The 23,037-nt window shown below is 68.4% G+C and carries 26 protein-coding genes; 8 read left to right on the top strand and 18 right to left on the bottom strand.

Annotated elements, in window-relative coordinates:
- The first annotated feature begins 18 nt into the window (after positions 1-18).
- Entirely contained in the window at positions 19-735 is a 717-nt protein-coding gene (locus QRN16_RS14165; protein ID WP_285187642.1) for a glycosyltransferase family 2 protein, read from the top strand.
- Here QRN16_RS14165 and QRN16_RS14160 read toward each other — a convergent pair whose 3' ends face one another.
- The 3 genes from QRN16_RS14160 to QRN16_RS14150 all read right to left on the bottom strand — a co-directional run bounded on the left by QRN16_RS14160 (position 736) and on the right by QRN16_RS14150 (position 3,094).
- Positions 736-1,278: a class I SAM-dependent methyltransferase gene (locus QRN16_RS14160; protein WP_285188982.1), complete on the bottom strand. Its 543-nt coding sequence runs from the start codon at positions 1,276-1,278 to the stop codon at positions 736-738.
- 101 nt (positions 1,279-1,379) lie between these two features.
- On the bottom strand, positions 1,380-2,132 hold the full coding sequence (locus tag QRN16_RS14155; protein ID WP_285187640.1) for a PIG-L deacetylase family protein: 753 nt from the start codon (positions 2,130-2,132) through the stop codon (positions 1,380-1,382).
- Complete coding sequence (locus QRN16_RS14150) at positions 2,129-3,094, bottom strand: acyl-CoA dehydrogenase family protein (protein ID WP_502944004.1); 966 nt, start codon at positions 3,092-3,094, stop codon at positions 2,129-2,131. The genes QRN16_RS14155 and QRN16_RS14150 overlap by 4 nt, the downstream gene beginning before the upstream one ends.
- Positions 3,095-3,280: 186 nt before the next feature.
- Between QRN16_RS14150 and QRN16_RS14145 the strand changes: the two genes are divergently transcribed.
- On the top strand, positions 3,281-4,147 hold the full coding sequence (locus tag QRN16_RS14145; protein WP_285187638.1) for a short-chain dehydrogenase/reductase: 867 nt from the start codon (positions 3,281-3,283) through the stop codon (positions 4,145-4,147).
- Here QRN16_RS14145 and QRN16_RS14140 read toward each other — a convergent pair.
- From QRN16_RS14140 to QRN16_RS14115, 6 genes are all read right to left on the bottom strand, one after another.
- Positions 4,091-5,275 (bottom strand): PucR family transcriptional regulator, encoded by a 1,185-nt coding sequence (locus QRN16_RS14140; protein WP_285187636.1) that lies wholly within the window; start codon positions 5,273-5,275, stop codon positions 4,091-4,093. The genes QRN16_RS14145 and QRN16_RS14140 overlap by 57 nt on opposite strands.
- 34 nt (positions 5,276-5,309) lie before the next feature.
- Positions 5,310-6,143: an SDR family NAD(P)-dependent oxidoreductase gene (locus QRN16_RS14135; protein ID WP_285187635.1), complete on the bottom strand. Its 834-nt coding sequence runs from the start codon at positions 6,141-6,143 to the stop codon at positions 5,310-5,312.
- The gene (locus QRN16_RS14130) at positions 6,137-7,903 is read right to left on the bottom strand and encodes an alpha/beta fold hydrolase (RefSeq protein WP_285187633.1); all 1,767 of its coding nucleotides are present in this window, start codon (positions 7,901-7,903) and stop codon (positions 6,137-6,139) included. The genes QRN16_RS14135 and QRN16_RS14130 overlap by 7 nt, the downstream gene beginning before the upstream one ends.
- On the bottom strand, positions 7,900-9,390 hold the full coding sequence (locus tag QRN16_RS14125; protein WP_285187631.1) for a flavin-containing monooxygenase: 1,491 nt from the start codon (positions 9,388-9,390) through the stop codon (positions 7,900-7,902). Before QRN16_RS14125 ends, QRN16_RS14130 begins: the two co-directional genes overlap by 4 nt.
- The gene (locus QRN16_RS14120; RefSeq protein WP_235578830.1) at positions 9,390-9,914 is read right to left on the bottom strand and encodes a thioesterase family protein; all 525 of its coding nucleotides are present in this window, start codon (positions 9,912-9,914) and stop codon (positions 9,390-9,392) included. The genes QRN16_RS14125 and QRN16_RS14120 overlap by 1 nt, the downstream gene beginning before the upstream one ends.
- Before the next feature lie 140 nt (positions 9,915-10,054).
- A complete protein-coding gene (locus QRN16_RS14115; RefSeq protein WP_285187629.1) occupies positions 10,055-10,642 on the bottom strand; it encodes a TetR/AcrR family transcriptional regulator in 588 nt (195 codons plus the stop codon).
- A gap of 111 nt (positions 10,643-10,753) precedes the next feature.
- On the opposite strand from QRN16_RS14115, the gene QRN16_RS14110 reads away from it, so the two are divergent.
- The 3 genes from QRN16_RS14110 to QRN16_RS14100 are packed head-to-tail and all read left to right on the top strand — an operon-like array spanning position 10,754 to position 14,122.
- Positions 10,754-11,392: a VOC family protein gene (locus QRN16_RS14110; protein WP_285187627.1), complete on the top strand. Its 639-nt coding sequence runs from the start codon at positions 10,754-10,756 to the stop codon at positions 11,390-11,392.
- A 25-nt stretch (positions 11,393-11,417) separates the two neighbouring features.
- The gene (locus QRN16_RS14105) at positions 11,418-12,344 is read left to right on the top strand and encodes a fumarylacetoacetate hydrolase family protein (RefSeq protein ID WP_285187625.1); all 927 of its coding nucleotides are present in this window, start codon (positions 11,418-11,420) and stop codon (positions 12,342-12,344) included.
- Positions 12,341-14,122: an FAD-dependent monooxygenase gene (locus QRN16_RS14100; protein WP_285187623.1), complete on the top strand. Its 1,782-nt coding sequence runs from the start codon at positions 12,341-12,343 to the stop codon at positions 14,120-14,122. The genes QRN16_RS14105 and QRN16_RS14100 overlap by 4 nt, the downstream gene beginning before the upstream one ends.
- A gap of 27 nt (positions 14,123-14,149) precedes the next feature.
- Here the strand turns inward: QRN16_RS14100 and QRN16_RS14095 are convergent, their stop codons facing one another.
- From QRN16_RS14095 to QRN16_RS14080, 4 genes are all read right to left on the bottom strand, one after another.
- A complete protein-coding gene (locus tag QRN16_RS14095; protein ID WP_222626987.1) occupies positions 14,150-14,716 on the bottom strand; it encodes a hypothetical protein in 567 nt (188 codons plus the stop codon).
- 220 nt (positions 14,717-14,936) lie between these two features.
- Positions 14,937-15,722 carry an ABC transporter ATP-binding protein gene (locus QRN16_RS14090; RefSeq protein ID WP_222626986.1) on the bottom strand — a complete coding sequence of 262 codons (786 nt, stop codon included), beginning with the start codon at positions 15,720-15,722 and terminating at the stop codon, positions 14,937-14,939.
- Positions 15,719-16,711: a FecCD family ABC transporter permease gene (locus QRN16_RS14085; RefSeq protein ID WP_374107185.1), complete on the bottom strand. Its 993-nt coding sequence runs from the start codon at positions 16,709-16,711 to the stop codon at positions 15,719-15,721. Before QRN16_RS14085 ends, QRN16_RS14090 begins: the two co-directional genes overlap by 4 nt.
- Positions 16,712-16,785: 74 nt before the next feature.
- A complete protein-coding gene (locus QRN16_RS14080; protein WP_285187618.1) occupies positions 16,786-17,832 on the bottom strand; it encodes an ABC transporter substrate-binding protein in 1,047 nt (348 codons plus the stop codon).
- A 235-nt stretch (positions 17,833-18,067) separates the two neighbouring features.
- Between QRN16_RS14080 and QRN16_RS14075 the strand changes: the two genes are divergently transcribed.
- Positions 18,068-19,018: a permease gene (locus tag QRN16_RS14075; RefSeq protein WP_285187616.1), complete on the top strand. Its 951-nt coding sequence runs from the start codon at positions 18,068-18,070 to the stop codon at positions 19,016-19,018.
- Positions 19,015-19,734 (top strand): TIGR03943 family putative permease subunit, encoded by a 720-nt coding sequence (locus tag QRN16_RS14070; RefSeq protein WP_285187614.1) that lies wholly within the window; start codon positions 19,015-19,017, stop codon positions 19,732-19,734. Before QRN16_RS14075 ends, QRN16_RS14070 begins: the two co-directional genes overlap by 4 nt.
- Positions 19,735-19,771: 37 nt before the next feature.
- Here QRN16_RS14070 and QRN16_RS14065 read toward each other — a convergent pair whose 3' ends face one another.
- From QRN16_RS14065 to QRN16_RS14055, 3 genes are read right to left on the bottom strand one after another with little or no spacing between them, the layout of a single operon-like run.
- The gene (locus QRN16_RS14065) at positions 19,772-20,062 is read right to left on the bottom strand and encodes a YrhK family protein (RefSeq protein WP_285187612.1); all 291 of its coding nucleotides are present in this window, start codon (positions 20,060-20,062) and stop codon (positions 19,772-19,774) included.
- Between the two features lie 9 nt (positions 20,063-20,071).
- Entirely contained in the window at positions 20,072-20,218 is a 147-nt protein-coding gene (locus QRN16_RS14060) for a hypothetical protein (protein WP_197027715.1), read from the bottom strand.
- Positions 20,202-21,344, bottom strand: a complete 1,143-nt coding sequence (locus QRN16_RS14055) for an NAD(P)-dependent alcohol dehydrogenase (protein ID WP_285187609.1) — start codon at positions 21,342-21,344, stop codon at positions 20,202-20,204. Before QRN16_RS14055 ends, QRN16_RS14060 begins: the two co-directional genes overlap by 17 nt.
- 110 nt (positions 21,345-21,454) lie before the next feature.
- Here QRN16_RS14055 and QRN16_RS14050 point away from each other — a divergent pair, with 110 nt between their 5' ends.
- Positions 21,455-22,027: a TetR/AcrR family transcriptional regulator gene (locus tag QRN16_RS14050; RefSeq protein WP_285187607.1), complete on the top strand. Its 573-nt coding sequence runs from the start codon at positions 21,455-21,457 to the stop codon at positions 22,025-22,027.
- A gap of 16 nt (positions 22,028-22,043) precedes the next feature.
- Here QRN16_RS14050 and QRN16_RS14045 read toward each other — a convergent pair whose 3' ends face one another.
- Together QRN16_RS14045 and QRN16_RS14040 are read right to left on the bottom strand one after the other, a co-directional pair.
- A complete protein-coding gene (locus QRN16_RS14045) occupies positions 22,044-22,769 on the bottom strand; it encodes a YoaK family protein (protein ID WP_222626983.1) in 726 nt (241 codons plus the stop codon).
- A gap of 51 nt (positions 22,770-22,820) precedes the next feature.
- Positions 22,821-23,037, bottom strand: a 217-nt coding sequence (locus QRN16_RS14040) for a hypothetical protein (RefSeq protein ID WP_285187602.1), incomplete at its 5' end; no start/stop codon positions are given.

Here is a 23,037-nt window from a genome sequence, read left to right as displayed (position 1 = left end):
CGCGCATGATTGGCGACGATGGGAATCGGGCATTTCACAGGTGTGCATTTCACGCCGGCCCGGGTCGAGCGCATCGTCGCAGTGGTGCCCGCCCACAACGAGGACGCGTCGCTGTCTGCGTGCCTCGATGCCCTGCGCACCGCTCGCACGCTGTCGCCGGTCCCCGTCCGACTGGTGGTGGTGCTGGACGCCTGCAGTGACCGCACCGCGGAGGTGGTGGGTGGGGGCGTCCGGTGCGTCACGACGGACGTCGCGAACGTGGGAGCTGCACGGGCCCTGGGGTTCCGGTCCGAGACGTCGAGCGCCGGATCGTCCACCTGGTACGTCAACACCGACGCCGATTCGCTGGTCGACCCCGGCCACTTCCGATCGATCGTGGCGTGCGCTGCGCAGGCACACGTCGTCCCCGGACCGGTGCGCGTCGACGAGGGCCTGCGTGATCCCGTCGTGCTCCGGCGATTCCGGCGCGACTACGCGGACCGTGAACGACGCGGTCTCCTGCAGGTCCACGGAGCCAACCTCGCGGTGCGCGCCGACGCCTACCGTGCGGTCGGCGGATTCCGTGCGCTCGCCGTCCACGAGGACGTCGATCTGGTCGCGCGACTCGGACGCCGGGGGTACCGCATACGCCGCACCGGCGCTCCGTGCGTGACCACGTCGGCCCGCACCAGTACGCGCACCACAGGTGGTTTCGCCACGTTCCTCGACGAGATGGCGACTCCCGTCACCGCCTGATCAGTGTGCGCCGGTACCCCGCGTGAAGACGTCGACGAGAACGTCGTCGTCGCGGTACTCCGCCCGGAGGAGCAGGTGCGGTGACGCGCGGAACGCGGTGTGCACCTCGGCCGCAGTGCTCGGGTACTCCGGAACGTCGTGGCGCCAGTGCGCGACGCACACGGTTCCGCCGGGCTCTGCCGCATCGACCGCCTTCGACACCAGAGCGTCGAGCTCCGCCGGGTGGACGTAGTAACACATCTCGCTCAGCACGACAAGATCGAACTGCTCGTCCGGCCACCCGTCGTGCAGCGACTCTCGGCGGAACTCCACGTTCGGAATCCCACGCTCCCGCGCGCGACGCAACGGTGCCTCCGCGATGTCCGTGGACAGCAGGCGATCGGCTCGGCCCGCGATGAGTTCGGACAGAACTCCGACGGAACACCCCGGCTCGAAGGCCGACCGGTACCGCTCGTTCGGAAGCATCGCCATCGTGAGGGCGTACTTGCGTCGCTCGTACCACCGGCTCTCGAACCCCCACGGGTCCGGATCGGCCTCGTACATGCGCTCGAAATAACTCGCCGGGACACCTCCGGCCTGCCCGCCCGTTTCCGACCGGCCTCCGGCCTGCCCGCCCGATTCCGACCGGCCTCCGGCCTGCCCGCTCACACGAACACCGTCTCGTGAGAACGCAGGAGCCGCTCCAGAACCCACGGCGGGAGGATCTCGTCCTCGTTCCCGTCCCGAGTCGTCTGGCTGACGAATCTGCTCACCGCTACCTCCTTGCGCGCGATCGCGTCCGCGTCGAGCGTGATCGTGCGGGCCGACTCCCAGTCCACGGCCTCGTCCCCCGGTTCTGCCCAGTGCCACATCCACACCGGGTACTCGACGAGCGTGCACCCGTTCCGGCTCGCCGCCGCGGCCGACGCGCGCCCGACCGCTTCATGATCGGGGTGGCCGTCGCCGCGCAGCGTCGTCGCGCACCACACCGTCGTACCGCGCCCCACGGTGTCGAGCACGTCGACGAGAGCGTCGACGAGGGCGCGCTCGTGCTCGGCCACCTGTCCGTCGGGCATGCTCAGCCGACGGATGTCGACGATACCGAGATCCACCAGCGCCGAGGCACTCTCGGCTCTGCGCACCGCTTCCAGGTCGGCGCGCGACCGCGCGGGCGTGGGGGTGTGAGACGCGCCCCCGTCGGTGACGGCGACCACCGTCACCGGAACACCGGATGCGGCCAGCATCGATGCCCAGCCGCCCAGACCGAGGACCTCGTCGTCAGGGTGCGGAGCGACGAGGACCAGATGCGCCAGCCCGTCGTGGACAAGGTCGGGGTACGTCGGACCGTTCTCGCGCCACACGGACTCCGGCGTTCCACGCTGTGCCACCGGGCGTTCCGCGAACCTGTCCACACTCACGATGCGGAACCCGACGCCGCGACCGCCCGGCCCAGGTTCTCCAGATCGACCTCGGCGTGGCTCTGGCGAAGATACGTCGTCAGGTCTGCCACCCGGCGGGAGTGCTCCGCGTCCAGACCGAGGGGTGCCGCACCCAGCGCGCGGCCGACCCGGTCGAGAACTTCGGTGCAGGCCCGCTCCACGATGGCGCGAACCCGCATGGCGCGGACTCTCGCCTCGTCCAGAGCCAGTGGGTCTCGGTCCACCTCGTCGGCAGCGACGTCGAAGGTGTTGACACAGGCCGTCAGTGCCGCGTCCACTGCTCCGAGGTGCGCGAGCGCATGCGGTCCGGCCCGGTCCGCAGCGGCCCGGCGGTAGAGCGGGTCGGCGACGGCGAGTGCCACCCCGAACCAGCAGGCGGCCACCCCGATCGCACCGTGCCAGAATCCGGCACGCGCGGTGTAGTCACCCGGTTGCCCCACCGCGACCGCGGGCGTTCCCGCGAGAGACACTGCGCCGGAATCGCTCATGCGCATACCCGTCGCGTGCCACGTGTTCGGTTCAGGGGTCACGGTGCCGCTGTCCAGCGCCACGGCGAACAAGGCGGAGTCCTCCCCCGCCCGTGCCGTCACCAGCGCGTGCGAGCAACTGTGGGCGCCCGAGCACCACATCTTCCGGCCGGTCAGCGACCAGGAACCGTGCTCGTCGGAGACCGCGTTGACGGGCGGCGGCGTCTCTGCGGCCCACACTCCCCACATCTGCTCGGACGAGGTCGCGGGACCACCCAGCTCCGCGCAGATGGCGACGGCGTCGAAGTGGGCTTCGAGCAACCGGCCGACCACCGCGTCGTCGCGGCACCACGCGGCCAGCAGATCCCAGCGTCGCCTGGTCGCACCGGACCCCGGTAGCGGGATCTCACCAGCGGACGCGATGCGGGACCGTACGGCCGCGGCGACACCGGGGTCGAGATCGTCCGTACTCACGTGAGTTGCTCCTGTCGTCGTTCCGCGGGGTACCCGATCGGCGTCAGGCCTACGCAGACCGGTCGATAGCTCGCTGTGCGGCTGCACAGCGCAGGCCGACCCGACGTGGAGTCACGCACCTGTCGCGGGGCTGCTCGCCGGGCGACGCTGAGGGGACCGCGAACGACGACCCGTGAAGGACAGCAGATGGCATCGATGGCAGGCAAGGTCGTACTCATCACCGGCGGTGCGTCCGGGATCGGTCTCGAGACCGGACGCCGACTCGCGTCGCAGGGCGCGCACGTGGTGCTCGTGGACCGATCCGACATACCCGCATCGGTGATCGGGAGCCTGGACACCAGCGCTCACGGCCGGCACCTGGCCGTGACCGCCGACGTCACGGACACCGCGTCACTCGAATCAACTGTTGCACAGATCCTCTCGGAGTACGGGTGCCTCGACGTGGTGGTGGCCAATGCGGGCATCGCCGAGGCCGGCACCGTCGCCATCAGCGACGTCGAGACACTGACCCGCATCGTCGACATCAATCTGAACGGCGTCATCCGCACCGTGCACGCCACGTTGCCCGCCGTGACCGCACAGCGCGGCTTCTATCTGTTGGTCTCGTCCGCGGCCGCCCTGAAGACCGTGCCGGGCCAGTCCGCCTACGCGGCCGCCAAGACGGGTGTCGAGGCATTCGGCGGCGGACTGCGCCTCGAGGTGGCACACAAGGGCGTCGGCGTCGGGGTCGCGCATCCCGCATTCGTCCGGACTCCGATGTTCGAGTCGCAGCACAGCATCGAGTCGGTGCGGGCGAGCATCGAGGAACTGCCCTGGCCGTTCGATGTCGTCACCGACGTCGAGGACTGCGCCGACGCGTTCGTCGACGCCATCGTCCGGCGCCGCCGGAAGGTGTACGTGCCGGGCGCTCTGCGCGGCGTCGACAAGATCCGCGGTGTGTTCACCGGCTCGCTGTGGGACGCGATTCTCCGTCCGAAGATGCGGAAGACGGTTCCACTACTGGAGCGGGGGATCCTGGAGAGCCGAGCGCGCGCTGCGCTCACGCGTCAGTAGCCACCACGCGAGGACGAGATCGGCTGTCCGGTCGATGTCGAGGCCCGTCAGATCACCGAAACGCGCCACCCTGTTGCGCACGGTGTTGCGATGCACGTAGAGGGCGGCGGCGGTGTCGTCGACGCGCCGATCATGGTCGAGGTACGCCGCGACGGTGTCCAGGATCTCGCGACCCGCCTCGCCGCGTTCGGCCACCGTGGTCAGATGCGCGGACGCGAGTCGATCCGCGGCCTCCTCCCCCAGCGCGAGGAGAGGAAGCGGTCCGAGTGCGGCCAGGTCGACCACCCCAGTCCTCGCGAAGCGGGTGGCGAGGTCGAGTGCGTGCCGCGCCTGCCCGTACGACGCGCGCGCGTCCGTGGCCGGTCGAGCATCGCCCAGACCGACCGCCACCGAGGCCGCGAGGCGGTCCGGAACCACGGGCAGCAGGGCGACGAGACAGCCGTCGATGACAGCGTCCACCACGCCGAGATCGTCGGTGCCGCAACGTAGTCGCAGCATCGACCGGATGTCCGACACGATCGACGAGTCGTTCCAGGTCACACAGGCGACGCTGTAGTGGTGATCGAGCGCGATACCGTGCTCACGGGCGTCCCGCTCGACGGACGCGGGCACGTACGACCCGTCGACGAGCTGCCGGATGAGATCCGCACGCCGGGTGGCACCCGTGACCGCTCGTTCCTGCATCACCGTGTTCACGGCGGCCGAGTACGACGTGGCCCACTCCCACATCATGTCCTGCATGTCGTCGATGACATCGGTCGACAACTGCTGCTCGACGGCGTTGCGCCGGATCATCTTGAACAGCTCGCGGGCACCGAGCTGAATGCTGTGTGCGACGAGTTCGAGGGGGATCCGCTGATCGGCCCACCGCCGGACCAGATCGGCGACGTCCCGCTCGTTCACGGCAGGTGCATCGCTACGCACTCGCCACAGCACGATGTCCAGGACGGCGCGCGTGTTGCGCTGTACCTCCTCGTGCGCCACCGAGTCGTACACCGGAATGCTTCTGCGGTACAACGACGTCAGGTCCGACGCGACGGCATCGAGTTGCTCCTCGGCGTCGGTGACGAGGGAGGCGATGCGCGCGGCGATCTCCCGCTCCCGCGGAGTACCCGTCCGGTCGCTCATCGCGCCTCCTCTTCCACCACCCTGCCTGTCCGGTTCACGAGCGTCGCACATCCCGAGCAGCGAGCGCACGAATCCGCGGAGCTGCTGCTCGACTCCGCGCAGTGAACGGTGCCGTCGGGAGCGCGGCACGGAGGACGAGGAGGACGCGACCGGCTCTCGGGTACACCATGCGCGACGACCGCCGCTCCAGCGCGCGGACGATGTGCGGAACGATGTCGTCGACGGGGCTGACCGCACCGAACGGGCCGGGAAGGGCGGCGAGCAGGGCCGCGAACGCGGGCTGCGCCATCTTTCCCGTGACCATCGACGTGTCGATCCATCCCGGGTGCAGGGATCCGACGCGCACCCCGGTGCCGCTGAGTTCCAGTCGCAGGGCGTTCGCGAACGCTTCCAGCCCGGCCTTCGCCGCGGCGTAGCCCGAGTGGCCGGGCTGATGAGCGAAGGACGCCCAGGAACACGTGAAGGCGATGTGGCCGCGCGAGACCAGGACAGCCGGGAGCGCGGCCCGCACGATGTTGTGGGCACCGACCAGGTTGATGTCGATCATGCGCTTCCACGCTCCGTCGGGCAGAAGGTCGAGCGGACCGTACTCCGACACACCGGCATTGGCCCACACGATGTCGACCCGCCCCCGCTCGGCGACGACGGTGTCGATCACTCGGTGGCAGGCATCGGCGTCCCGGACGTCGAGCACGTGGGTGTCGCACGGGCCCGTCAGCGACCGCGCGGTGCGGGTCAGACCGCCCTCGTCCACGTCGAGCAGGACGACGATCGCACCGAGGTCCGAGCACCGCCGCGCCGTCGCGGAACCGATGCCTCCGGCCGCGCCCGTGACGACGAGGACCTGGCCGTCGAGGCGGCTCACCATTCGACTCTCCCCTGTGACGTGGGCGGGAGGTCGACGACCGCCAGCGCGGATTCGGTGATGCTTCCGAGAATCAGCTGCGTGCCGCGTCGGACCACGCTGGTCACCATCGAGTACTCGGCAGATGCCGACTGCAGGTCGTGCACGACCGTACCGCCGGAGTCGAGAGCGATCACCCACGTCGTGGACTCGCCCTGTCGCACACTCTCGGGGAGGCGGTACGCGAACCTCCGGACGATGCCGGGGAGCTGCGCGACCCGATCGTGCAGTGTGCTGCGCGGCGTCGCCAGGGCCACCCACAGAAGGTCACCGTCGACCGAGACGTTGTCGGGGAAGGCAGGCAGATTGTCGACGACGACATGCGGCGGTCCGGCGTGACCGTCGACGAGGGGGTACCGCAGTACGGCGAAGTCGCCTGTCGAGATCACGGTGACGGAATCCTCGTCGTCCGAGACCGCCAGCCCGTTGGCGAACTGGACACCGTCGACGAGCGTGCGCGCGGCGCCGTCGGGCGACACCACCGCCAGCCGGCCCGTGCCGGAGTGCTCGAGGAGATCGGCCAGGAAGTCGTGGAACCCGAACCGCCGGGTGGACACCGTGAAGTAGATGTTTCCCGACCGCCCCTGGACGATGTTCGACGCGAAGGTGATCGGTTCGCCGTCGAGTCGGTCGAGAAGGACATCGACCACCCCGGTGCCGAGATCCACGCGGAGAACACCTCGTTCGGCATCGCACACCAGCAACGTGGCGTCGTCGACGACGGTGATGCCGAGCGGTCGACCTCCCGTGTGCGCGAGAGTCTCGACGCCGTGACCGGTGTCGTCGATGGTGACCCGGACGATGCGCCCGTCCTCCAGGCCGGTGAGTACTCGCCCCCGCGAGTCCAGCCTGACGTCCTCCGGCCCGCGGCCCGGTAGTTCGAGACGCCGGATCGACGCCACCGGCTCCCTGCTCGTCACCTGCCGTGCTCGGGCCGGCGCGCTCGGTGGAGTCCACCGGACCGGGCGTAGTCGCGGAGCCACCGTGGAAGTGGGTCGGACGGCCTCGCTCGGGTGCGCGTCGCCGGCGATCACGGCGGCCACGGCACCGGCCGAACTCCACGGGGCACCGTGCCCCTCGCGCCGCAGCGGATACGCGGTGGTGCGCGGGCCGCCTGCACTGTCGGCCATCGCGGCCGGATCCACACGTCGGTCGTTCAGGCCGTACACCAGTGAGACCGGGACGGACAGTCTCGACAGTCGTTCTCTCAGCGGCGCTTCGGTCACGTAGTGGTCGATCGCCGTCGAGGACGCGCGGAACCGACGCAGTCCCGTCGCGACGAGGTCCCGCACCGCGAACTCCGGAACCGGACCACCGGGGGCGAACGCCGACGCGAGACCGGACCGGAGCCTGCGCTCGGGCAGCATCGTCCACACCGCGGCGCCGAGGACCGGCACACCGAGAACCATCTCGGAGACACCTCTGGCCGTCAGCCGACTCGCCGTGGTCGGCGGAGTCGCGACCAGCACCAGACGGGTCACGAGGCCCGGGAACTGCTCCGCCAGGGACGTGGCGACGAGTCCGCCACGCGAGTGCCCCACCACGACAGCGGGACCGATGCCGGCGGCCCGGACCGCCCGGGCGATGTCGAGGGCGTCCTGCTCGATCGACGCGGTACCCGCGATCTCGGGCGCGAGCACCGTACCGGTGAGCAGCGGTCGAACGCGATCCCAGATCGCAGGCGACCCGCCGAGTCCGTGCAGGAGGACGACGGGCTCGCTCATCGCGGCACCGTGTCCGCGTGGACCGCGTGGTGCTTCTCGTCGAATCGCTCGGCACGGCGTCGATACCCGAGGATGCTGCCCGGCCAGAGGTTGCTGTTGCGGCCGGCGGGGTCGAGGTACCAACTCGAGCACCCACCGCTCGTCCACACCGTCCCGTCGGTGAGGTCGTCGATGTCGGTCGAGTACTCGGCCTGCGCCCGGGCGGTCGGCTCGATGGAACCGCGTGCGGTCATCGCACGACGCATCGCCTTCTCGATGTATGCGATCTGAGACTCGAACATCAGGATCACCGACGTGTGGCCGAGTGCGATGTTCGGTCCGTGCATCAGATAGAGATTCGGGAATCCCGCGACGGTCGTTCCCAGGTAGGCCCGCGGACTGTCGCCCCACGTGTCCGCCATCGATCGACCCGACCCGTCGAAGACACTGTCCGTCAGCGGAAGTCGACTGGTGTCGAACCCGGTGCCGAAGATGACGGCGTCCACCTCGTGCGCGGTGCCGTTCGTGTCGATCACTCCGGTGGGAGTCACCGTCGCCACGCCCGCCGTCTCGACGGACACGTTGGGTTGCGCCAGGGCCGGGTAGTACTCGTCGGACAACAGGATCCGCTTGCAGCCCATCCGATAGTCCGGTGTGAGTTTCTGCCGCAGAACAGGATCGCTCGCGGCATGTGCGAGGTGCGCACGACCCTCGCGCTCCCCGATCGCCATCAACGCAGGGTGCCGGAAGGCCAGGAGCTTCACCTCCCGCTCGAGGTAGATGGCCGCGCGCGCAGCACGCTGGTATCCGGGAACCGACTTCAGCAGGGTCCGCGTGCGTGCGGAGATGGGCTTGTCGTCGCGCGGCATCACCCACGGTGCCGTGCGCTGGAACAGGGTCAGGGACTCCACCAGCGGTTGGATTCTCGGGACGAACTGGATCGCGGAGGCACCGGTACCGACGACGGCGACGCGCATACCCGTCAGATCCGTGTCGTGGTCCCACTGCGACGAGTGGAACATCGGACCCGCGAAGGACTCGATGCCGTCGACGGCGGGGAGAGAGGGGTCGGCGAGGGATCCCGTGGCGAGAACGACGTGATCCGCGGTCGACGTCCCGCGCGGCGTCTCGAGAGTCCATCGCGCCGCGCTCGCGTCCCAGGTGAGGGACGTGACCGGGCACTGCGTCCGGAGTCGCGGGAGCAACCCGTGGTCCCGCGCCACCCGGTCGAGGTACTCGCGGATCTCGGGCTGCCGTGCGTAGGTGTGACGCCACCGGTGGCTGGGAGCGAACGAGAACGAATAGAGGAGGCTCTGGACGTCGCACGCAGCACCCGGATAGTCGTTGTCGCGCCACACCCCGCCGAGCGTCGCCGCGCGCTCGAAGATGACGACGCTCCCCTGGTGCAACGGTGCCAGCCCGATCGCTGCTCCGACTCCCGCGAAACCCGAGCCGACGACCGCCAGCGTGTGGTGGTCGGAACTCGTGGTGGTCCCGGACGATGTCATCACTGACCCTCTTTCCCTGCGTGGTGGTGACGGGCGAACTCCGACCATTCCGCGACTGCTGTCGGGATGCGGTCGGGCAGCACGAACGTGCCGTCGAGAGCGAGGATCCGCGCCGGCGGCACCGACCCGCCGCCCCGATCGGTCAGTCGGACGGACACCACCGCGGTGGCATGGTCGACGTCGCGAATGTGGAAGACCTGCTCGAAGTACAGGTTCTTGGCATCGGTACCGATCAGACGGGTCCGCACGCGATACGCACGCGGGAAGGTCAGCGAGCGCCGGTAGGTGATGCTCTGCGCCGTGACGACGGGACTCCAGCCCCGCACGCGGAATTGGTGCCACAGACCGGTTCTCGCGTAGTACGCGATGCGTGCCGCGTCCAGAACGGACAGGTACCGGCCGTTGGTCATGTGCATCAGGATGTCGAGATCCGCCGGGAGTACGCGGAACCGTGTCTCGAGAGGATCACCCACTCGCGCCGTCCGTCCGAACGAGTGCATGCGGAGGACCCAGCGCAGCATCATGATCACGGGCCACTCCTCGCCGGCCGACGGTATCGATCACTCGAGTGTGGCCTTCGGGAGCGTCGCGCACGATGGCTGTCGCGACACGGCGCCGCACGATGCGTTGTGCACGTGCCCACCGCCACGAGGGATGCGCGGCGTCAGTGCCCGGTGACCACGCCGAAGGCTCTCACCACGAGGTCCACGACGTCGTCGAGCGACAGGTCGTCGCGCTCGACGTACTCGTCGGCCGCCCGGTCGAGGAATCCCGTCCAGGCGACGACCGCCGTCTGCATCACCGGAGTCAGGGGCTGCTCCAGTCCGACGATGTCCGCCACCTGACGCGCGCCTGCCGCACGTGCCTCGCGGAGTGCCCGTTCGACGGCCGGATCGCCCAGCACGCCCTCGACGACGACGCGGACGTACAGCGTCCGATGGTTCTCCAGGAACTCGATGTGCCGTCGGACGAAACCGTCGAGGCGTTGCTCCGGAGTCTGCTCGTCCGCCCTCGGACTCTGGTGATGCACCAAGCGCGACAACACGTCTGCGAGCGCCGCGGCCACCAGGCCCTGCTTGTCGGTGAAGTAGTAGAACAGCAACCCGTGGGCCACGTCGGCCCGCCGGGAGATGGCGGCCGCGCTGATGTCCGCGTCGCCGCCCTCGCTCATGAGGGCGATGGCCGCATCGATGAGTGCCTGTCGACGATCCCGTCGCGGACGACGCGCGCCGTCGGGGGGGTTCGCGGACATGGCACCGAGGGTAGTGCACCCCGCCCTGCACCTCGAGCACGAGTCAATTTCTTGACTGATAGTCAAAGTGCTCGTAGCGTCGCGGTCACTTCCCCACGACGAGAGGCGACGATGAACGCGACGGGTGATCACACCGGCTCGGCCGGTCTCGGCAGGTACGGACCGGATCGCATCGCCCACTGGGTGGTGAAATCGACTCGCACCGACGAGATGGTGCGGTGGTACGGCACCGTCTTCGGGGCGCAGGTCGCGTATCAGGACGACGAGATCACGTTCCTGACCTGGGACGACGAGTCGCACCGCCTGGCGATCATCGCCGTGCCCCCGGTTCTGCGGCTTCTCTTCCCGCTCGCGAGGCTCAAGCGCAAGGTCTACGGCATCGACCACATCGCGCTGACCTTCACGTCCCTCGAACGGCTGCTCGAGAACTACGTGCGGTTGAAGCGCCAGGGCATCCGCCCGGTCTGGTCCATCAACCACGGCCCGACCATCTCCCTCTACTACGAGGATCCCGACGGCATCCGACTCGAGTTCCAGGTGGAGAACTTCGACCCGGATCACACCGCGGCGTTCTTCTACAGCGACGAGTTCGCCCGCAATCCGATCGGCGTGAACATCGATCCCGACTACCTGCTGAGCCGACTGCGCAACGGCGAGTCGCCGAAGGAGCTGCGGCGGCGGGAGGCCGGGACCAGGCCGGGCCGGCCGGTCGTGGCGAACAAGAAGACCATCTCGTTCCGTACCTTGTGATCCCTTCTCGAGAAAGCGAATCACCATGCCCGTGAACATTGTTCGCACTGCCGAGGGATGGTGGCGCCTGCACGGTGAGACCGCGGCCCGCATCGACACCACGGCCGACACCACCCGTGATCTGCTCGCCGATCGTGCGGCCGTCGAGAGCGCACACGGCGAGGACGCCGTCGCGGCGGATCTCGACGTCCTCTCGCCGATCACCGCACCGTGCCGCGTCGTGGCTCAGTTGCTCAACTACCGGTCGCACGCGCTGGACATCGGAGCCGACCCGGCAACGCTGTACCCCACGTTCTTCCGGAAATCGTCGGCCTCCATCAGCGGCCCCAACGACCCGATCCGCCAACCCGCCGAGGTCGCCCTGCTGGATCACGAGATCGAGCTGGGCATCGTCATCGGGGCGGACGTCCCTGTCGGGACCACGGTCACGCAGGACACCCTGCCGCACTACGCCGCGGGGGTGGTCGTGGCCGACGACGTGTCGGCGCGCGAGATCCAGCTGACCCGCGTCCAGGTCTACGAGAGCAAGTCCTATCCCACCTTCACGCCACTCGGCCCGCGACTCGTCCTGTTCGACGCAGCGGACTGGGCGCGGCTTCCCGAGTTGCACATGACCCTGTCCGTCAACGGCGACGTCCGTCAGGATCAGACCATCGGCGATGACCTGATCACGCCACCCGCCGAGGCACTCACCCGCCTGTCTCGTTTCCAATCCCTCTCCGCAGGAGACGTTCTCCTGACGGGCACGCCCGTCGGAACCGCCATCTCCGCCCCACCGAAGATCGTGCAGAAGTTCGGCGAACTCCTTCCGCCGGCGGTCAAGTGGAAGATCTTCTTCGCTCGACAGGCGCGCAATCCCCACTATCTCTCCGTCGACGACGTCGTGACCGCCACCATCCGCACGGCCGACGGCACCATCGACCTCGGCACTCAGCGGACCGTCGTCCGATGACGACTCCGGTGGTGATCGTCGGCGCGGGACCGGCAGGCGCCACAGCCGCACTGCTGTTGGCTCGCAGGGGTATCCGCACCGTTGTCCTGGAGCGTCGAGCCACGCCGCTCTTCCATCCGGCCGCACACGTGATCAATGCCCGCACGCTCGAGATCTGGCACGAGTACAGCCCCGATCTCGCGTCGGTCATCGCGTCGATGTCGCCTCCGCACGACGAGGTGAACCTCATCAGTTGGTTCGGCGGCATCGGCGACGGCCCCATCGGGTCCATCGACCTGCTGTCCGATCCCGAGCGGAAAGCAGTCGTCGAGAGCCAGAGCCCGTACATGGTCTCGCACATCGGACAGCACCTGCTCATGCCCGTGCTGTGGAACGCGCTGGACGAGGACCCGCTCATCGACTTCCGCCGCGGCGTCACGGTTCTGGATGTCGAGTCCACACCCGAGGTCGCCCGAGTGCGAACGCGCAGTGGAGATGACGACGGAGAGCTGACCGCTCGGTACGTCTTGGGGTGCGACGGGGCCAACAGCCCTGTTCGCGATGCCAGTGGAATCGACCTCGACGGGCCGGTCCTGGCGAACATGGGCAGCGCGTTCTTCACCTCGCACACGCTGTTCCCGGACGACGCTCGTCCACTTCTGAGCTGGATCTACACGCCGGATCTGTGCGGCGTCCTGATCTCGCACGCCGATCACCGGTACATCCTCATGACGGCCTACCTGCACCCGGCCCAGGAGATCGCCGCGAACAGCCGCCAGTTCTGGGCCGACATGTTGCCGAAGGTGCTCGGTGACAAAGACTTCGAGCTGGAGTCGACCGGCACCTGGGTGATGACCTCGCAGACCGCGGACTCGTTCCGCCGCGGGCGGCTCCTGCTCCTCGGTGACGCTGCGCATCGGTTCCCGCACACCGGCGGCTTCGGCCTGAACTCCGGGGTGCAGGACGCGCACAATCTCGCGTGGAAGCTCGACGCGGTGCTGTCCGGCACTGCCTCTCCCACTCTGCTCGACACCTACGAGACGGAACGCCGACCGGTGGTGGAGAAGTTCGCGGAGCAGAGTGTGGCCAACCATTTCCGGCTCGACGACATCGGTGGACGCATCGGCATCACCAACAGGATGCTCGCGGTCGCGACCCGTGTCGCGGCACGTGCACCGCTCGTGTGGCTCCCCGACCGGCTCGTCGCGCCGATGGCCACGGCGATGATGCGTCGGCAGATGCGTCGAGCGCGGCGACTGCATCCTCGGGCTCCGGGTTCGACGGCACTGCGCGGGCAGATCGCGGAGGCGTTGCCCGGTCAGATCGAACACTTCGTCTCCACCGGTCTGCAGTTCGGCTATCTGCACACGAGCGACCTCGTCGCCGACGACGACTCTGCAGTGCGGCCGCCCGAGGACGTGGTCGACTATCTCCCCACCACCTACCCCGGCGCCCGGCTTCCCCACGCGGTGGTGTCGATCGGCGGTGCCACCGCGAGCATCCACGACCTGATCGACCCGACCTCGTTGACGCTCGTCGGCCTGGACGGCAACCGGTGGGAGAACGAGCTGAAAGATCACCGTGTCCCGAGCCCGGGTGTCGTGGTGGCTCCCTTCGACGTGCCGGATCCCGAGGACCGGCGTCGAGTGAGAGACCTCCTCGAGGTCGGTGAGGAGGGAGCCGTGCTCGTCCGTCCCGACGGTCACGTGGTCTGGCGTACCACCTCACCTGCGTCGTCGGGCGTAGCCGAGCTGACGACGTTTCTCGAACGGTGGCGCAGCCACTATCCGACGCACTGACGGGCGGTGCTGCGGGTGGCCGGTGGACTACCTGCGGTGGGGACCCACCTTGTTCTCGGGGTTCTCGTAGTCCCCGCGGTACAGACGATTGCTGAAGGGCTTCTCCTTCGGCGGGATCTCGATGAGCCAGTCGTGGTCTCGGACGTCTCTCGGCCGGTAGGACCCCTTGAACGTCACGGTCACCGCGCCGCCGCGTTCCGCCGCCGCCTCCTCCGTGGCCTCACGGCCGGTGTTGAACGTCTCGGCGAGGTCGCGACCGTCGTTGCCGACGATGATGGTCCCGTCGTGCACGAACTGGACGAAGGTTCCGTTGGTGGCCGCAGCGGTTCCGGCGACGGCCGATCCGAGCTCCGGATCCAGCTCCGCGACGAAGTCGGGGGTGCCCGGTGCGGCCTCGCGGTCGTCCGCCCGAACGTCCGCGTGGCGGGCCGGTGCGGGCGCGAGGGTGACGTACTGGCCGAGGGCGCTGTGACGGCCGCGGTCGACGATGTCCCAGACGTGCGAACTCGAGGTGACCTTCACCCTCCCGTCGTGGAAGACGGTGACGCGGTCGGCGCCGTTGCTCAGAATCGTGCGCTTCGCGTTGGGGGGCATCCGGTAAGTATGCGCCCGATCCTCGTCCGCAGTTCCCGGCGGCTCCGAAGGAACGGATCGCGATGCATCGATCGGAGCCCGTCGGGACCCGTGGTGGTCCCGTCCGGCGAGCCGTACCCCCGAGTCCGAGCGCTGCGGCGCCGAGCCCGTCGAGATCGCCGCGGACCCGGACCTCGATGACGCCGGCGCCGAGGAACCGCCCGGGACAGCGACCCTGCGGTCACCCGGCGGGAACGCGCTGCACCGCTCCGGGTTCGAATCGGACGTGTACACGCCCGCCGGGCGCGTCGACCGAGACGCGCGCCCGCACGTCGTAGACGTCGGCGATCAGCTCCTCGGTGAGCACGTCCTCGGGGGTACCGCCGGCGACGACGCGGCCGTTCTTCAGCACCATCACCCGGTCGCAGAACATGGCGGCCAGATTGAGATCGTGCAGGGCCACCACACTGGTGACGGGCAGCCGGGCGACCAGTGCCAGGATCTCGAGTTGGTGGTGGATGTCGAGGTGGTTGGTCGGCTCGTCGAGCAGCAGTTCGCGCGGCTGTTGCGCCAGCGCCCTCGCGATGTGCACGCGCTGGCGCTCGCCACCGGACAGTCTGCGCCACAGCCGATCCGCTTTGTCCTCGAGACCGGTGTGCGCCAGAGCCTCGTCGACGGCGAGCTCGTCGCCGTCGGATCCGCCGAACATGCCGCGGTGTGGGATCCGCCCGAGCCGCACCACGTCTCGGACCGTGACGTCCACGTCGGTGTGCGTGTCCTGATCGACGACGGCGACGGCCTTGGCCACGTCGCGGCGGCGCAGGGACGACACGTCGTCGCCGTCGAGATGCACCACCCCCGACGTGGGGTTCGTCGCTCCGGACATCAGCTGCAGCAGCGAGGATTTGCCCGATCCGTTCGGACCGAGCAGCCCGACGACGTCCCCCGGTTCCGGCGTCAGGGTCACACCGTCGACCACGAGTGCGGCGCCTCTCTTCCACGAGACGTCCCGTGCGTGGAGGGTCATCGGTCCCGACCTCGCCTCGCCATGATGACGATGAAGGCGGGAACGCCCACCAGTGCGGTTCCCACTCCCACCGGCAGTGGGGTGGGCGCGAACGCGACGCGCGAGACCGCGTCGACCCACACCATGAAGATCGCGCCGATGATCGCGGTCGCCGGAACGAGGCGACTGTGGTTCGGACCCACCAGCAATCGCGCTGCGTGGGGCAGCACCAGACCGACGAAGCCGATGGCTCCCGCCACACTGACCAATGTCGCGGTGACCAGGGCGGTGCCTACCAGCAGCACGAGTCGCACTCGTCGGACGTCGAATCCGAGCGAGGAGGCGACGGAGTCACCGAAGGTGAAGGCGTCCAACACGTACGCATGGTGAGTGCACAACGCCACGCCGACCAGGGCGACGCCGGCGCACAGGGCCACGTCGTTCCAGCGCACACCCTCGAACGATCCGAGCAGCCAGAACATCACGCCACGCGTCTCGTCGGAGTCGGCGAACGCGAAGATGAGAAAGGACGTGAGGGCCGAGAACAACTGCGTCGCGGCCACACCCGCGAGAATGATGCGGTCGGTGCCGTTCCCGGCGAGCCGGCCGAGGAACAGCACCAACCCGAAGGCCAGCAGGGCACCGACGAACGCGCCGCTCGACAACCCGAACGCCGCTCCCCCGATGCCGAGCACGCCGACCACCACGGCGCCGGTGGAGGCACCCGACGAGATCCCGAGGATGAACGGGTCGGCCAGGGGGTTGCGCAGCAACGACTGCATGACGACACCGCAGATACCCAGTCCGACACCGCTGGCCGCCGCGACCAGAGCACGGGGCAACCGCTCCTGCCAGACGATCGCGTCCTTGGACATCTTCACGGGAACGTCCGCGAGACCGAGGTGATTCAGCACGATGTCGCGGACGTTGACCATCGAGATGTTCGCCGGCCCCAGAGTGATGGCGACCAGTACGGAGAACACCACGGCAGCGAGCGCGCCGATCGACACCGCAGCGACGCGGACCGTGTGTCCCCGACCACGACGCGGGGTCGTCGGGGACCCGGTGTCGAGGACGGCGGAGGTCAGGACGACAGTCCCATCTCGCGGAGACCGGCCACCATCTTCTCGACGCCGTCGACGGTGCGGATGGAGGGGTTCATCTCGGCGCCGTGGAGCGAGACGTAGCGCTTGTCACGGACGGCCTGCATCGTGCTCGTGACCGGATCGGACTCGAGGAATGCGATCTTGTCGGCCAGGAGGTCACCGGGGAATCGTGCTCGCGTGAGATCTCCCAGCACCAGCACGGTGGGATCACGGTCGACGACCGTCTCCCAGCCGACGGCGGGGAAGTCGTCGGTCTGGTCCGCGAAGACGTTGGTCGTTCCGACAGAGGTGGCCAGGAGGTTCGCCGCGCCCAGACCGCCACCGACGTACGGGCTCTTCGTGTCGGCGAACCAGAATGCCACCGTCACACCGTCGGTCGTCGTCGGAGCCGTCGCGGCGGCCATGCGCTCCTTCAGCTCGGCGACGAACTCCGCGCCGCGCTCGTTGACGTCGAAGACGGCCGCGAGCTCGGTGATCTCCTGGTACAGCGAGTCCATGGTCAACGGGGTGGTGCGCGTGTTGCCGCCGTTGACGCTCAGGCCCTTGTCGCAATCGGTCGGCGAGAGGTACGTCGCGGTCGAGGTCTCGGTGAAGCGTGACCGCTCTGCGACGCCGCCCTGCCTGAAATGGCGACCGAAGGAGGCGGTCACCAGATCGGGTTCCGCATCGACGACGACCTCGTAGGTGGGCGCGTTGTCGGCGAGCCGGGGCACGCCGGCGTTCGCGTCGGCGAGTTCGTCCAGCACCGGATCGGTCCACGACGCCGTGCCCACGATGCGGTCCGCGAGACCCAGCGACAGCAGGATCTCGGTGGAGTCCTGATCCAGCGAGACCACCCTGGTCGGGGCCGAGTCGAACGTGACCGTCTCACCGCAGTTGTCGACGGTCAGGGGATACGTGGTGCCGCCGTCGGTGGTCGCGGCCGCGGTCTCGGTCACCTCCTCGGACGCGCCGCAGGCGACGAGCGAACCGAGAACGAGGGTGGCGGCGGCGAGAATGCCGACGCGCCGAGCAGCGTGCACCACAGACGATTCCTTCGTGTGACAGCGAGAAGCCGCCGACATACGCCGGCGGCCCACCACACGACGGTGTGGAGTTAGCACAGGCTAACCTGCGGTACTCGCGCGGCGAAATCGGCCGACCTCGCGAGTGCGTCTGCGGTCGGCCTAGGGTGGCTCCATCGACGACCACAGCACAGCGGCGGATCCGGGCGACGGAACCCCCGCGACGGAGACGCGGGCCAGGTCCGCCTCCACCCTGGTGTTCGTCGGCATCGTCCTGGTCACCGCACTGCTCGCCGTGCCCGTGTCCGACGTGGTGATGTCGAACGCGCGGGCGAGTACCGCGGCAGCGATCTTCGTCGGCGTCGTCGTGCAGGCAATTCCGTTCCTCGTACTCGGGACGCTCGTCAGCGGAGCAATCGCCGCGTGGATCACCCCTGCCATGGTGCGGCGGATCCTGCCCCGCAGAACGCCGCTGGCCATCACCGCTGCGAGCCTGTCCGGCGCGGTGATGCCGGGGTGCGAGTGCGGATCGGTCCCCATCGCCCGTCGACTGCTGGACCGGGGTGTGCCCGTCGGCCCCGCGCTGGCCTTCCTGTTGTCCGCACCCGCGATCAACCCCGTCGTGCTCGTCTCGACAGCCGTCGCCTTTCCGGGCGAACCACGAATGGTGGTGGCGCGAGCGCTCGGATCGCTCGCGACGTCCGTCGTCGTCGCAGGTCTGTGGACGCGCTTCGCGGATCCGACGTGGATCACGCGCCGGCTCGCCGAGGCGAGAAGCCCGGACGAGGACGCGCCCCGCTGGGCGGTGTTCGCCGAGTCGGCCAGAGCGGACCTCCTGCAGTCCGCTGCCTACCTCACGTTCGGAGCGCTGTTCGTGGCGATGCTGAACGTCGTCGTTCCGCAGAGCGTGTTCGATACTCTGGCAGGACAACTGATGCTCGCCATCGCAGCCATGGCCGTCCTCGCCGTCGTGCTCTCGGTGTGCTCGGAGGCCGACGCCTTCGTCGCCGCGAGTTTCTCCACCCTGCCGGCGCTCCCGAAGCTGGTGTTCATGGTGGTCGGCCCGGCGATCGACGTGAAGCTCTTCGCGATGCACGCGGGAACGTTCGGACGCACGTTCGCGGTGCGCTTCGCACCGGTCGTGTTCTGCGCGGCGGTTCTGTGCGCGTGCCTGGCCGGCGTACTCGTCCCGGGACTGTCGTCGTGAGCCGGGAGACGCAGAACCTGATCCTGGTGTTTCTCGGCATCGCCGTCCTGAAGACCACCCTCGACGGCACGTACGTCCGCTACGTCAAACCGGGGCTGGGCCCGTACCTGATCGTCAGCGCGGTGGTCGTCCTCCTGCTGGCGGCGGCGGCGATCGTCTCCGACATCAGGGCAGGCGGTGTGCACGAGCACGACGACGGTCACGCGCACTCGCACCGCATGCCGTGGTTGCTCCTCGCTCCGGCGCTGGTCGTCCTGTTTCTCGCGCCCCCTGCGCTGGGACCAGGATCGTTCGTACAGCGCCAGACGGAACCGCCGATCACCGTCGCGGGCGGGCGAGCGTTCCCCCCGTTGCCGGCCGACGGCACGCCCGAATTGACGATGATCGACGTCCTGCAGCGCGCCCGGTCGGACACGGCGGGCACACTCGACGACCGCGAGATCGCGGTCCGGGGATACGCGATGCCCCGCGAGGACGGCGGCGTCGATCTGGCGCGCATCCTCATCATCTGCTGCGCCGCCGACGCCCGGACGACGAGGCTGCACCTCGTGGGTCCCGGCACCGAGTCGATGCGCAGCGCGGGTGCCGATCAGTGGTGGATCGTGACAGGTGTCGTGGTCTCGGGCAGCGCCACCGAGGACGATCGGTGGACGCCGGACCTCCGGGTGACAGCGGTGACACCGACGGAGGCGCCGTCGAACACGTACAGCTACTGAACGACGTCGTGGACACGTTCGTCGAATCGTCCCGCTGTCAGAAGTCGAGGCTGTCCACTCCGTCGGTCGCGCCGCGTACTCGGCGAATGTGCACACGTCGACACAGGCGGATGACAGGACGGATCAGAAGCTCGATGCTTCCGAGGAGGAAGAGGACAGTGCCGATCTCGGTCGTCGACTCACTGAAGAACAGCACGCTGCCCACGATGAACCACACCGCGATCGCGATGTCGTTGACGATACTGACGACTTCCCATCGCTGACGGACGATCAACTCGTCGTGCCCGATGGTGAGTGTCAGCGTCCTTCCGCTGATGTAGATACCCACGATCGTCGATCAGGAGTCCGTGTTGGCGTCCCCCGGGTGCGGCACGTTCTCCTCGTCGACGTAGGCCGTGTGCTCGGTGTCCTGCTCGTGCTCGCGCGGCCCGTCGTTGCTTCCGGCGGCGGGAACGGCGTCCGCAGCATCACTGGGCATCGTCATCGTGGGGTCCTGCTCTCTGATCGGTGGTCGGGTCACACCGTGGATGCCCCGCGTCCCGATTCGGCAACCCTCGTGCGGGTGTGGCGTCGCCGGTCAGATCACTCATGTCGAGCACGAAGCGATAGCGAACGTCCCCGGCCTCGAGACGGTCCAGAGCGGTGCCGACGAGAGCCGACGGCAGTACCTCCACCTGTGCGGTGATGCCGTGTTCGCCGCAGAGGTCGAGCATCTCCTGCGTGCTCCGGCGACCACCGCTGCCGGACGAGGTGACCGACTTGCGACCGACCAGGAGGTCCACCGTCTCGATCGAGACCGAGCCGAGGTGGCCCACCAGACAGAGGGTTCCGTCGAGTGCCAGGCTCGCGAGGTACGGGTGCGGATCGTGAGCGACCGGGATGCAGTCGACGACGAGATCCAGTCCGCCCTGCACCGCCACCATCGCGGCGTCGTCGGTCGACAGCACGGTGTGGTGAGCACCCAGTTCCCGCGCCTCCTCCGCCTTGGCCGACGAGGTGGTGAACACGGTGACCTCGGCGCCCAGCGCCGCCGCGAATCGCACGGCGAGATGACCGAGGCCACCGATTCCGGCCACACCGACGCGCGACCCTGGACCGACGCCCCAGCGGCGCAACGGCTCCCAGACCGTGATGCCCGCGCACATCAGGGGAGCGACCGCGGCCGCATCGAGGCCTTTCGGCCGGTGGTAGACGAACCGATCCCGCACGACGTACTCCGCCGAGAAGGCTCCTGCCGTCGTCGATCCGTCGACGCGGTCCCGCCCGCCGTAGGTGAGGGTGGGGAACTCACGGCAGTAGTTCTCCTGCCCCGCAGCGCACATGTCGCACACGTCGCACGAGTCGACGATGTTGCCGACGGCCACGGGGTCCCCAGGGGCGAAGTCCGTGACGCCGCTGCCCACGTCGAGCACCGTTCCGACGAACTCGTGGCCCGGGGTGAGCGGGAAGGACCCCGCGTCGTCCCGGAGCGCGTGCAGATCGGAATGGCACACACCGCAGTGGCTCACGAGCACGGCGACGTCGTCGGCCCGCAGGTCCCGTCGCTCCACCGAGTCCCGGATCAACGGGGCTCCGGGTGCGGATGCGCTGTAGGCGGCCACGGTTCTCACTGGATGTCCCTTCGAAGTGGACCGGTCGGTGGCAACCAACTGGTTAGTTGGAAGCGTAACCGAGAACGATCGCAGTGACCAACCAGTTGGTCACTGCGTAGGCTCGACCCATGGGTGACGCCGCCGAGACGAGACGACGAATACTCCGTGCAGGGACGGCCGAGTTCGCCGAGCACGGCATCGCGGGGGCGCGCGTCGACCGCATCGCTGCGAACGCCGCCATCAACAAGTCGCAGATCTATGCGTACTTCGGCAGCAAACAGGCACTGTTCGACGCGGTCTTCGACAACCGGGTGGACGTCGACATGGCGGACGTCCCGCTCGACGCGGACGACCTGCCCGGATACGTCGCGGCCCTCTACGACATGTATCTGAACGATCCCGAGCTGGTGCGCCTGCTCACGTGGGCGCGGTTGGAGCGGACTCCGATCGGCCCGCTGTTCGCACACCGCGAGGATGCGAGTCGTGTCGAGCTGGACGCCATCCGGGACGCACAGAAGCGGGGCGTTCTCGTCGACGACCTCTCGGCGGAGGATCTCTGGTCGATGCTGGTGTCCCTCGCCGCCACGTGGGCGCAGTCTGCGATCGTCCACACCGCACACGCGGGTGAGAGCGCGTCCGATCACGACCGACGACGGGCAGCACTGGCCGCGACGGCGCGGAGAGCTTTCCGCGCGATCTGAGCCGGCGGGGTACCTGTCAGCCGAAGACCGTCTGCCGCTCGGTGTGCGTGAACGTGAAGATGGTGGCGCCGAAGCTGAACACCGCGGCGAGCAGAAGCACCTGGGGGCCCGTGATGACCACACCGACGAATGCGCCGATCGCACCACCGAGCGAGAACGAACCCAACAGCATCACGTAGCAGACCCAGTCGTAGCGGGTGCCGCCCCCGAACAGATGGCGTTCGATTCCCTGACCGAGCTTGACCAGCGTTCCGGTGACGTAACTCAACGGAATATAGGTCTCTTCCTTCTTGGTGAAGGCGGTGTTCAATGCACCGAGCGCGAAAGCGATGAGAAGGATCGGATAGAAGTTGACGTCGGCGGACGACCACCCGGACAGAGCGATATCGATCGATCCCGCTGCCGCGAGCGCGATCGTCGTCACCACGGTGGCACCGTGCGGATGGTTCGACCAGTACTTCCGCCGGCAGATCGATGCGATGACGACACCGAGCAGGAACGATCCCATCAAAGCGAGTGCAGCCCAGGGAGATGCGCCGGGCGCCACCTCCTTGCCGGCGGGTTCCCCGAAATGACCCACAACCGCACGTTCGGTATTTCCCGTCATGAAGGTGACGAAGTATCCCGCGGAATGCAGAAATGCGACCGCGCCGACCATCCCGGCGAGGCCGGACAGAATCCAGGACAACCGGGCTTCCGGGCCCACTGCGGTGTCACGACTGATCGCCATAGGAGAGGTCATACCTGTCATTCTCCGGACGAAATGTGCTCGGACGACTCCGTGAGGCGTGTATCACAAAACAATAAATGCGCGTAACACCAGTGAAACGTGGTGAGTCACAACAGCCTTCCTCGAAGACTGGAACACCACCGAAGGATTGAGGGTGGTCAGGCTCGGGGCACCCGTGCTGCGTGGGCGGCAGTTCCGCCCCACGCCTGAGGAGGCCTCATGTATCTGCACGTACAGAAGCTGATCCACGACATCGTTCCCGACGAGCCCGATCCCGCCG

This window comes from Rhodococcus sp. MEB041 (genome assembly GCF_030208955.1).
Lineage (GTDB): Bacteria > Actinomycetota > Actinomycetes > Mycobacteriales > Mycobacteriaceae > Rhodococcoides.
Note: the sequence above shows the minus strand (reverse complement) of the source record. Positions and strands in the feature narration are given on the sequence as shown.

Bases quoted from the DNA above. Each gene is read 5' to 3' on its own strand.
- QRN16_RS14145 (WP_285187638.1), top strand. From the start codon at position 3,281: ATGGCATCGATGGCAGGCAAGGTCGTACTCATCACCGGCGGTGCGTCC.
- QRN16_RS14130 (WP_285187633.1), bottom strand. From the start codon at position 7,903: ATGAGCGAGCCCGTCGTCCTCCTGCACGGACTCGGCGGGTCGCCTGCG.
- QRN16_RS14115 (WP_285187629.1), bottom strand. From the start codon at position 10,642: ATGTCCGCGAACCCCCCCGACGGCGCGCGTCGTCCGCGACGGGATCGT.
- QRN16_RS14045 (WP_222626983.1), bottom strand. From the start codon at position 22,769: ATGACCTCTCCTATGGCGATCAGTCGTGACACCGCAGTGGGCCCGGAA.
- QRN16_RS14050 (WP_285187607.1), top strand. From the start codon at position 21,455: ATGGGTGACGCCGCCGAGACGAGACGACGAATACTCCGTGCAGGGACG.
- QRN16_RS14110 (WP_285187627.1), top strand. From the start codon at position 10,754: ATGAACGCGACGGGTGATCACACCGGCTCGGCCGGTCTCGGCAGGTAC.
- QRN16_RS14060 (WP_197027715.1), bottom strand. From the start codon at position 20,218: ATGACGATGCCCAGTGATGCTGCGGACGCCGTTCCCGCCGCCGGAAGC.
- QRN16_RS14165 (WP_285187642.1), top strand. From the start codon at position 19: ATGGGAATCGGGCATTTCACAGGTGTGCATTTCACGCCGGCCCGGGTC.
- QRN16_RS14090 (WP_222626986.1), bottom strand. From the start codon at position 15,722: ATGACCCTCCACGCACGGGACGTCTCGTGGAAGAGAGGCGCCGCACTC.
- QRN16_RS14105 (WP_285187625.1), top strand. From the start codon at position 11,418: ATGCCCGTGAACATTGTTCGCACTGCCGAGGGATGGTGGCGCCTGCAC.
- QRN16_RS14140 (WP_285187636.1), bottom strand. From the start codon at position 5,275: ATGAGCGACCGGACGGGTACTCCGCGGGAGCGGGAGATCGCCGCGCGC.
- QRN16_RS14120 (WP_235578830.1), bottom strand. From the start codon at position 9,914: ATGATGCTGCGCTGGGTCCTCCGCATGCACTCGTTCGGACGGACGGCG.
- QRN16_RS14100 (WP_285187623.1), top strand. From the start codon at position 12,341: ATGACGACTCCGGTGGTGATCGTCGGCGCGGGACCGGCAGGCGCCACA.
- QRN16_RS14125 (WP_285187631.1), bottom strand. From the start codon at position 9,390: ATGACATCGTCCGGGACCACCACGAGTTCCGACCACCACACGCTGGCG.
- QRN16_RS14135 (WP_285187635.1), bottom strand. From the start codon at position 6,143: ATGGTGAGCCGCCTCGACGGCCAGGTCCTCGTCGTCACGGGCGCGGCC.
- QRN16_RS14095 (WP_222626987.1), bottom strand. From the start codon at position 14,716: ATGCCCCCCAACGCGAAGCGCACGATTCTGAGCAACGGCGCCGACCGC.
- QRN16_RS14160 (WP_285188982.1), bottom strand. From the start codon at position 1,278: ATGTACGAGGCCGATCCGGACCCGTGGGGGTTCGAGAGCCGGTGGTAC.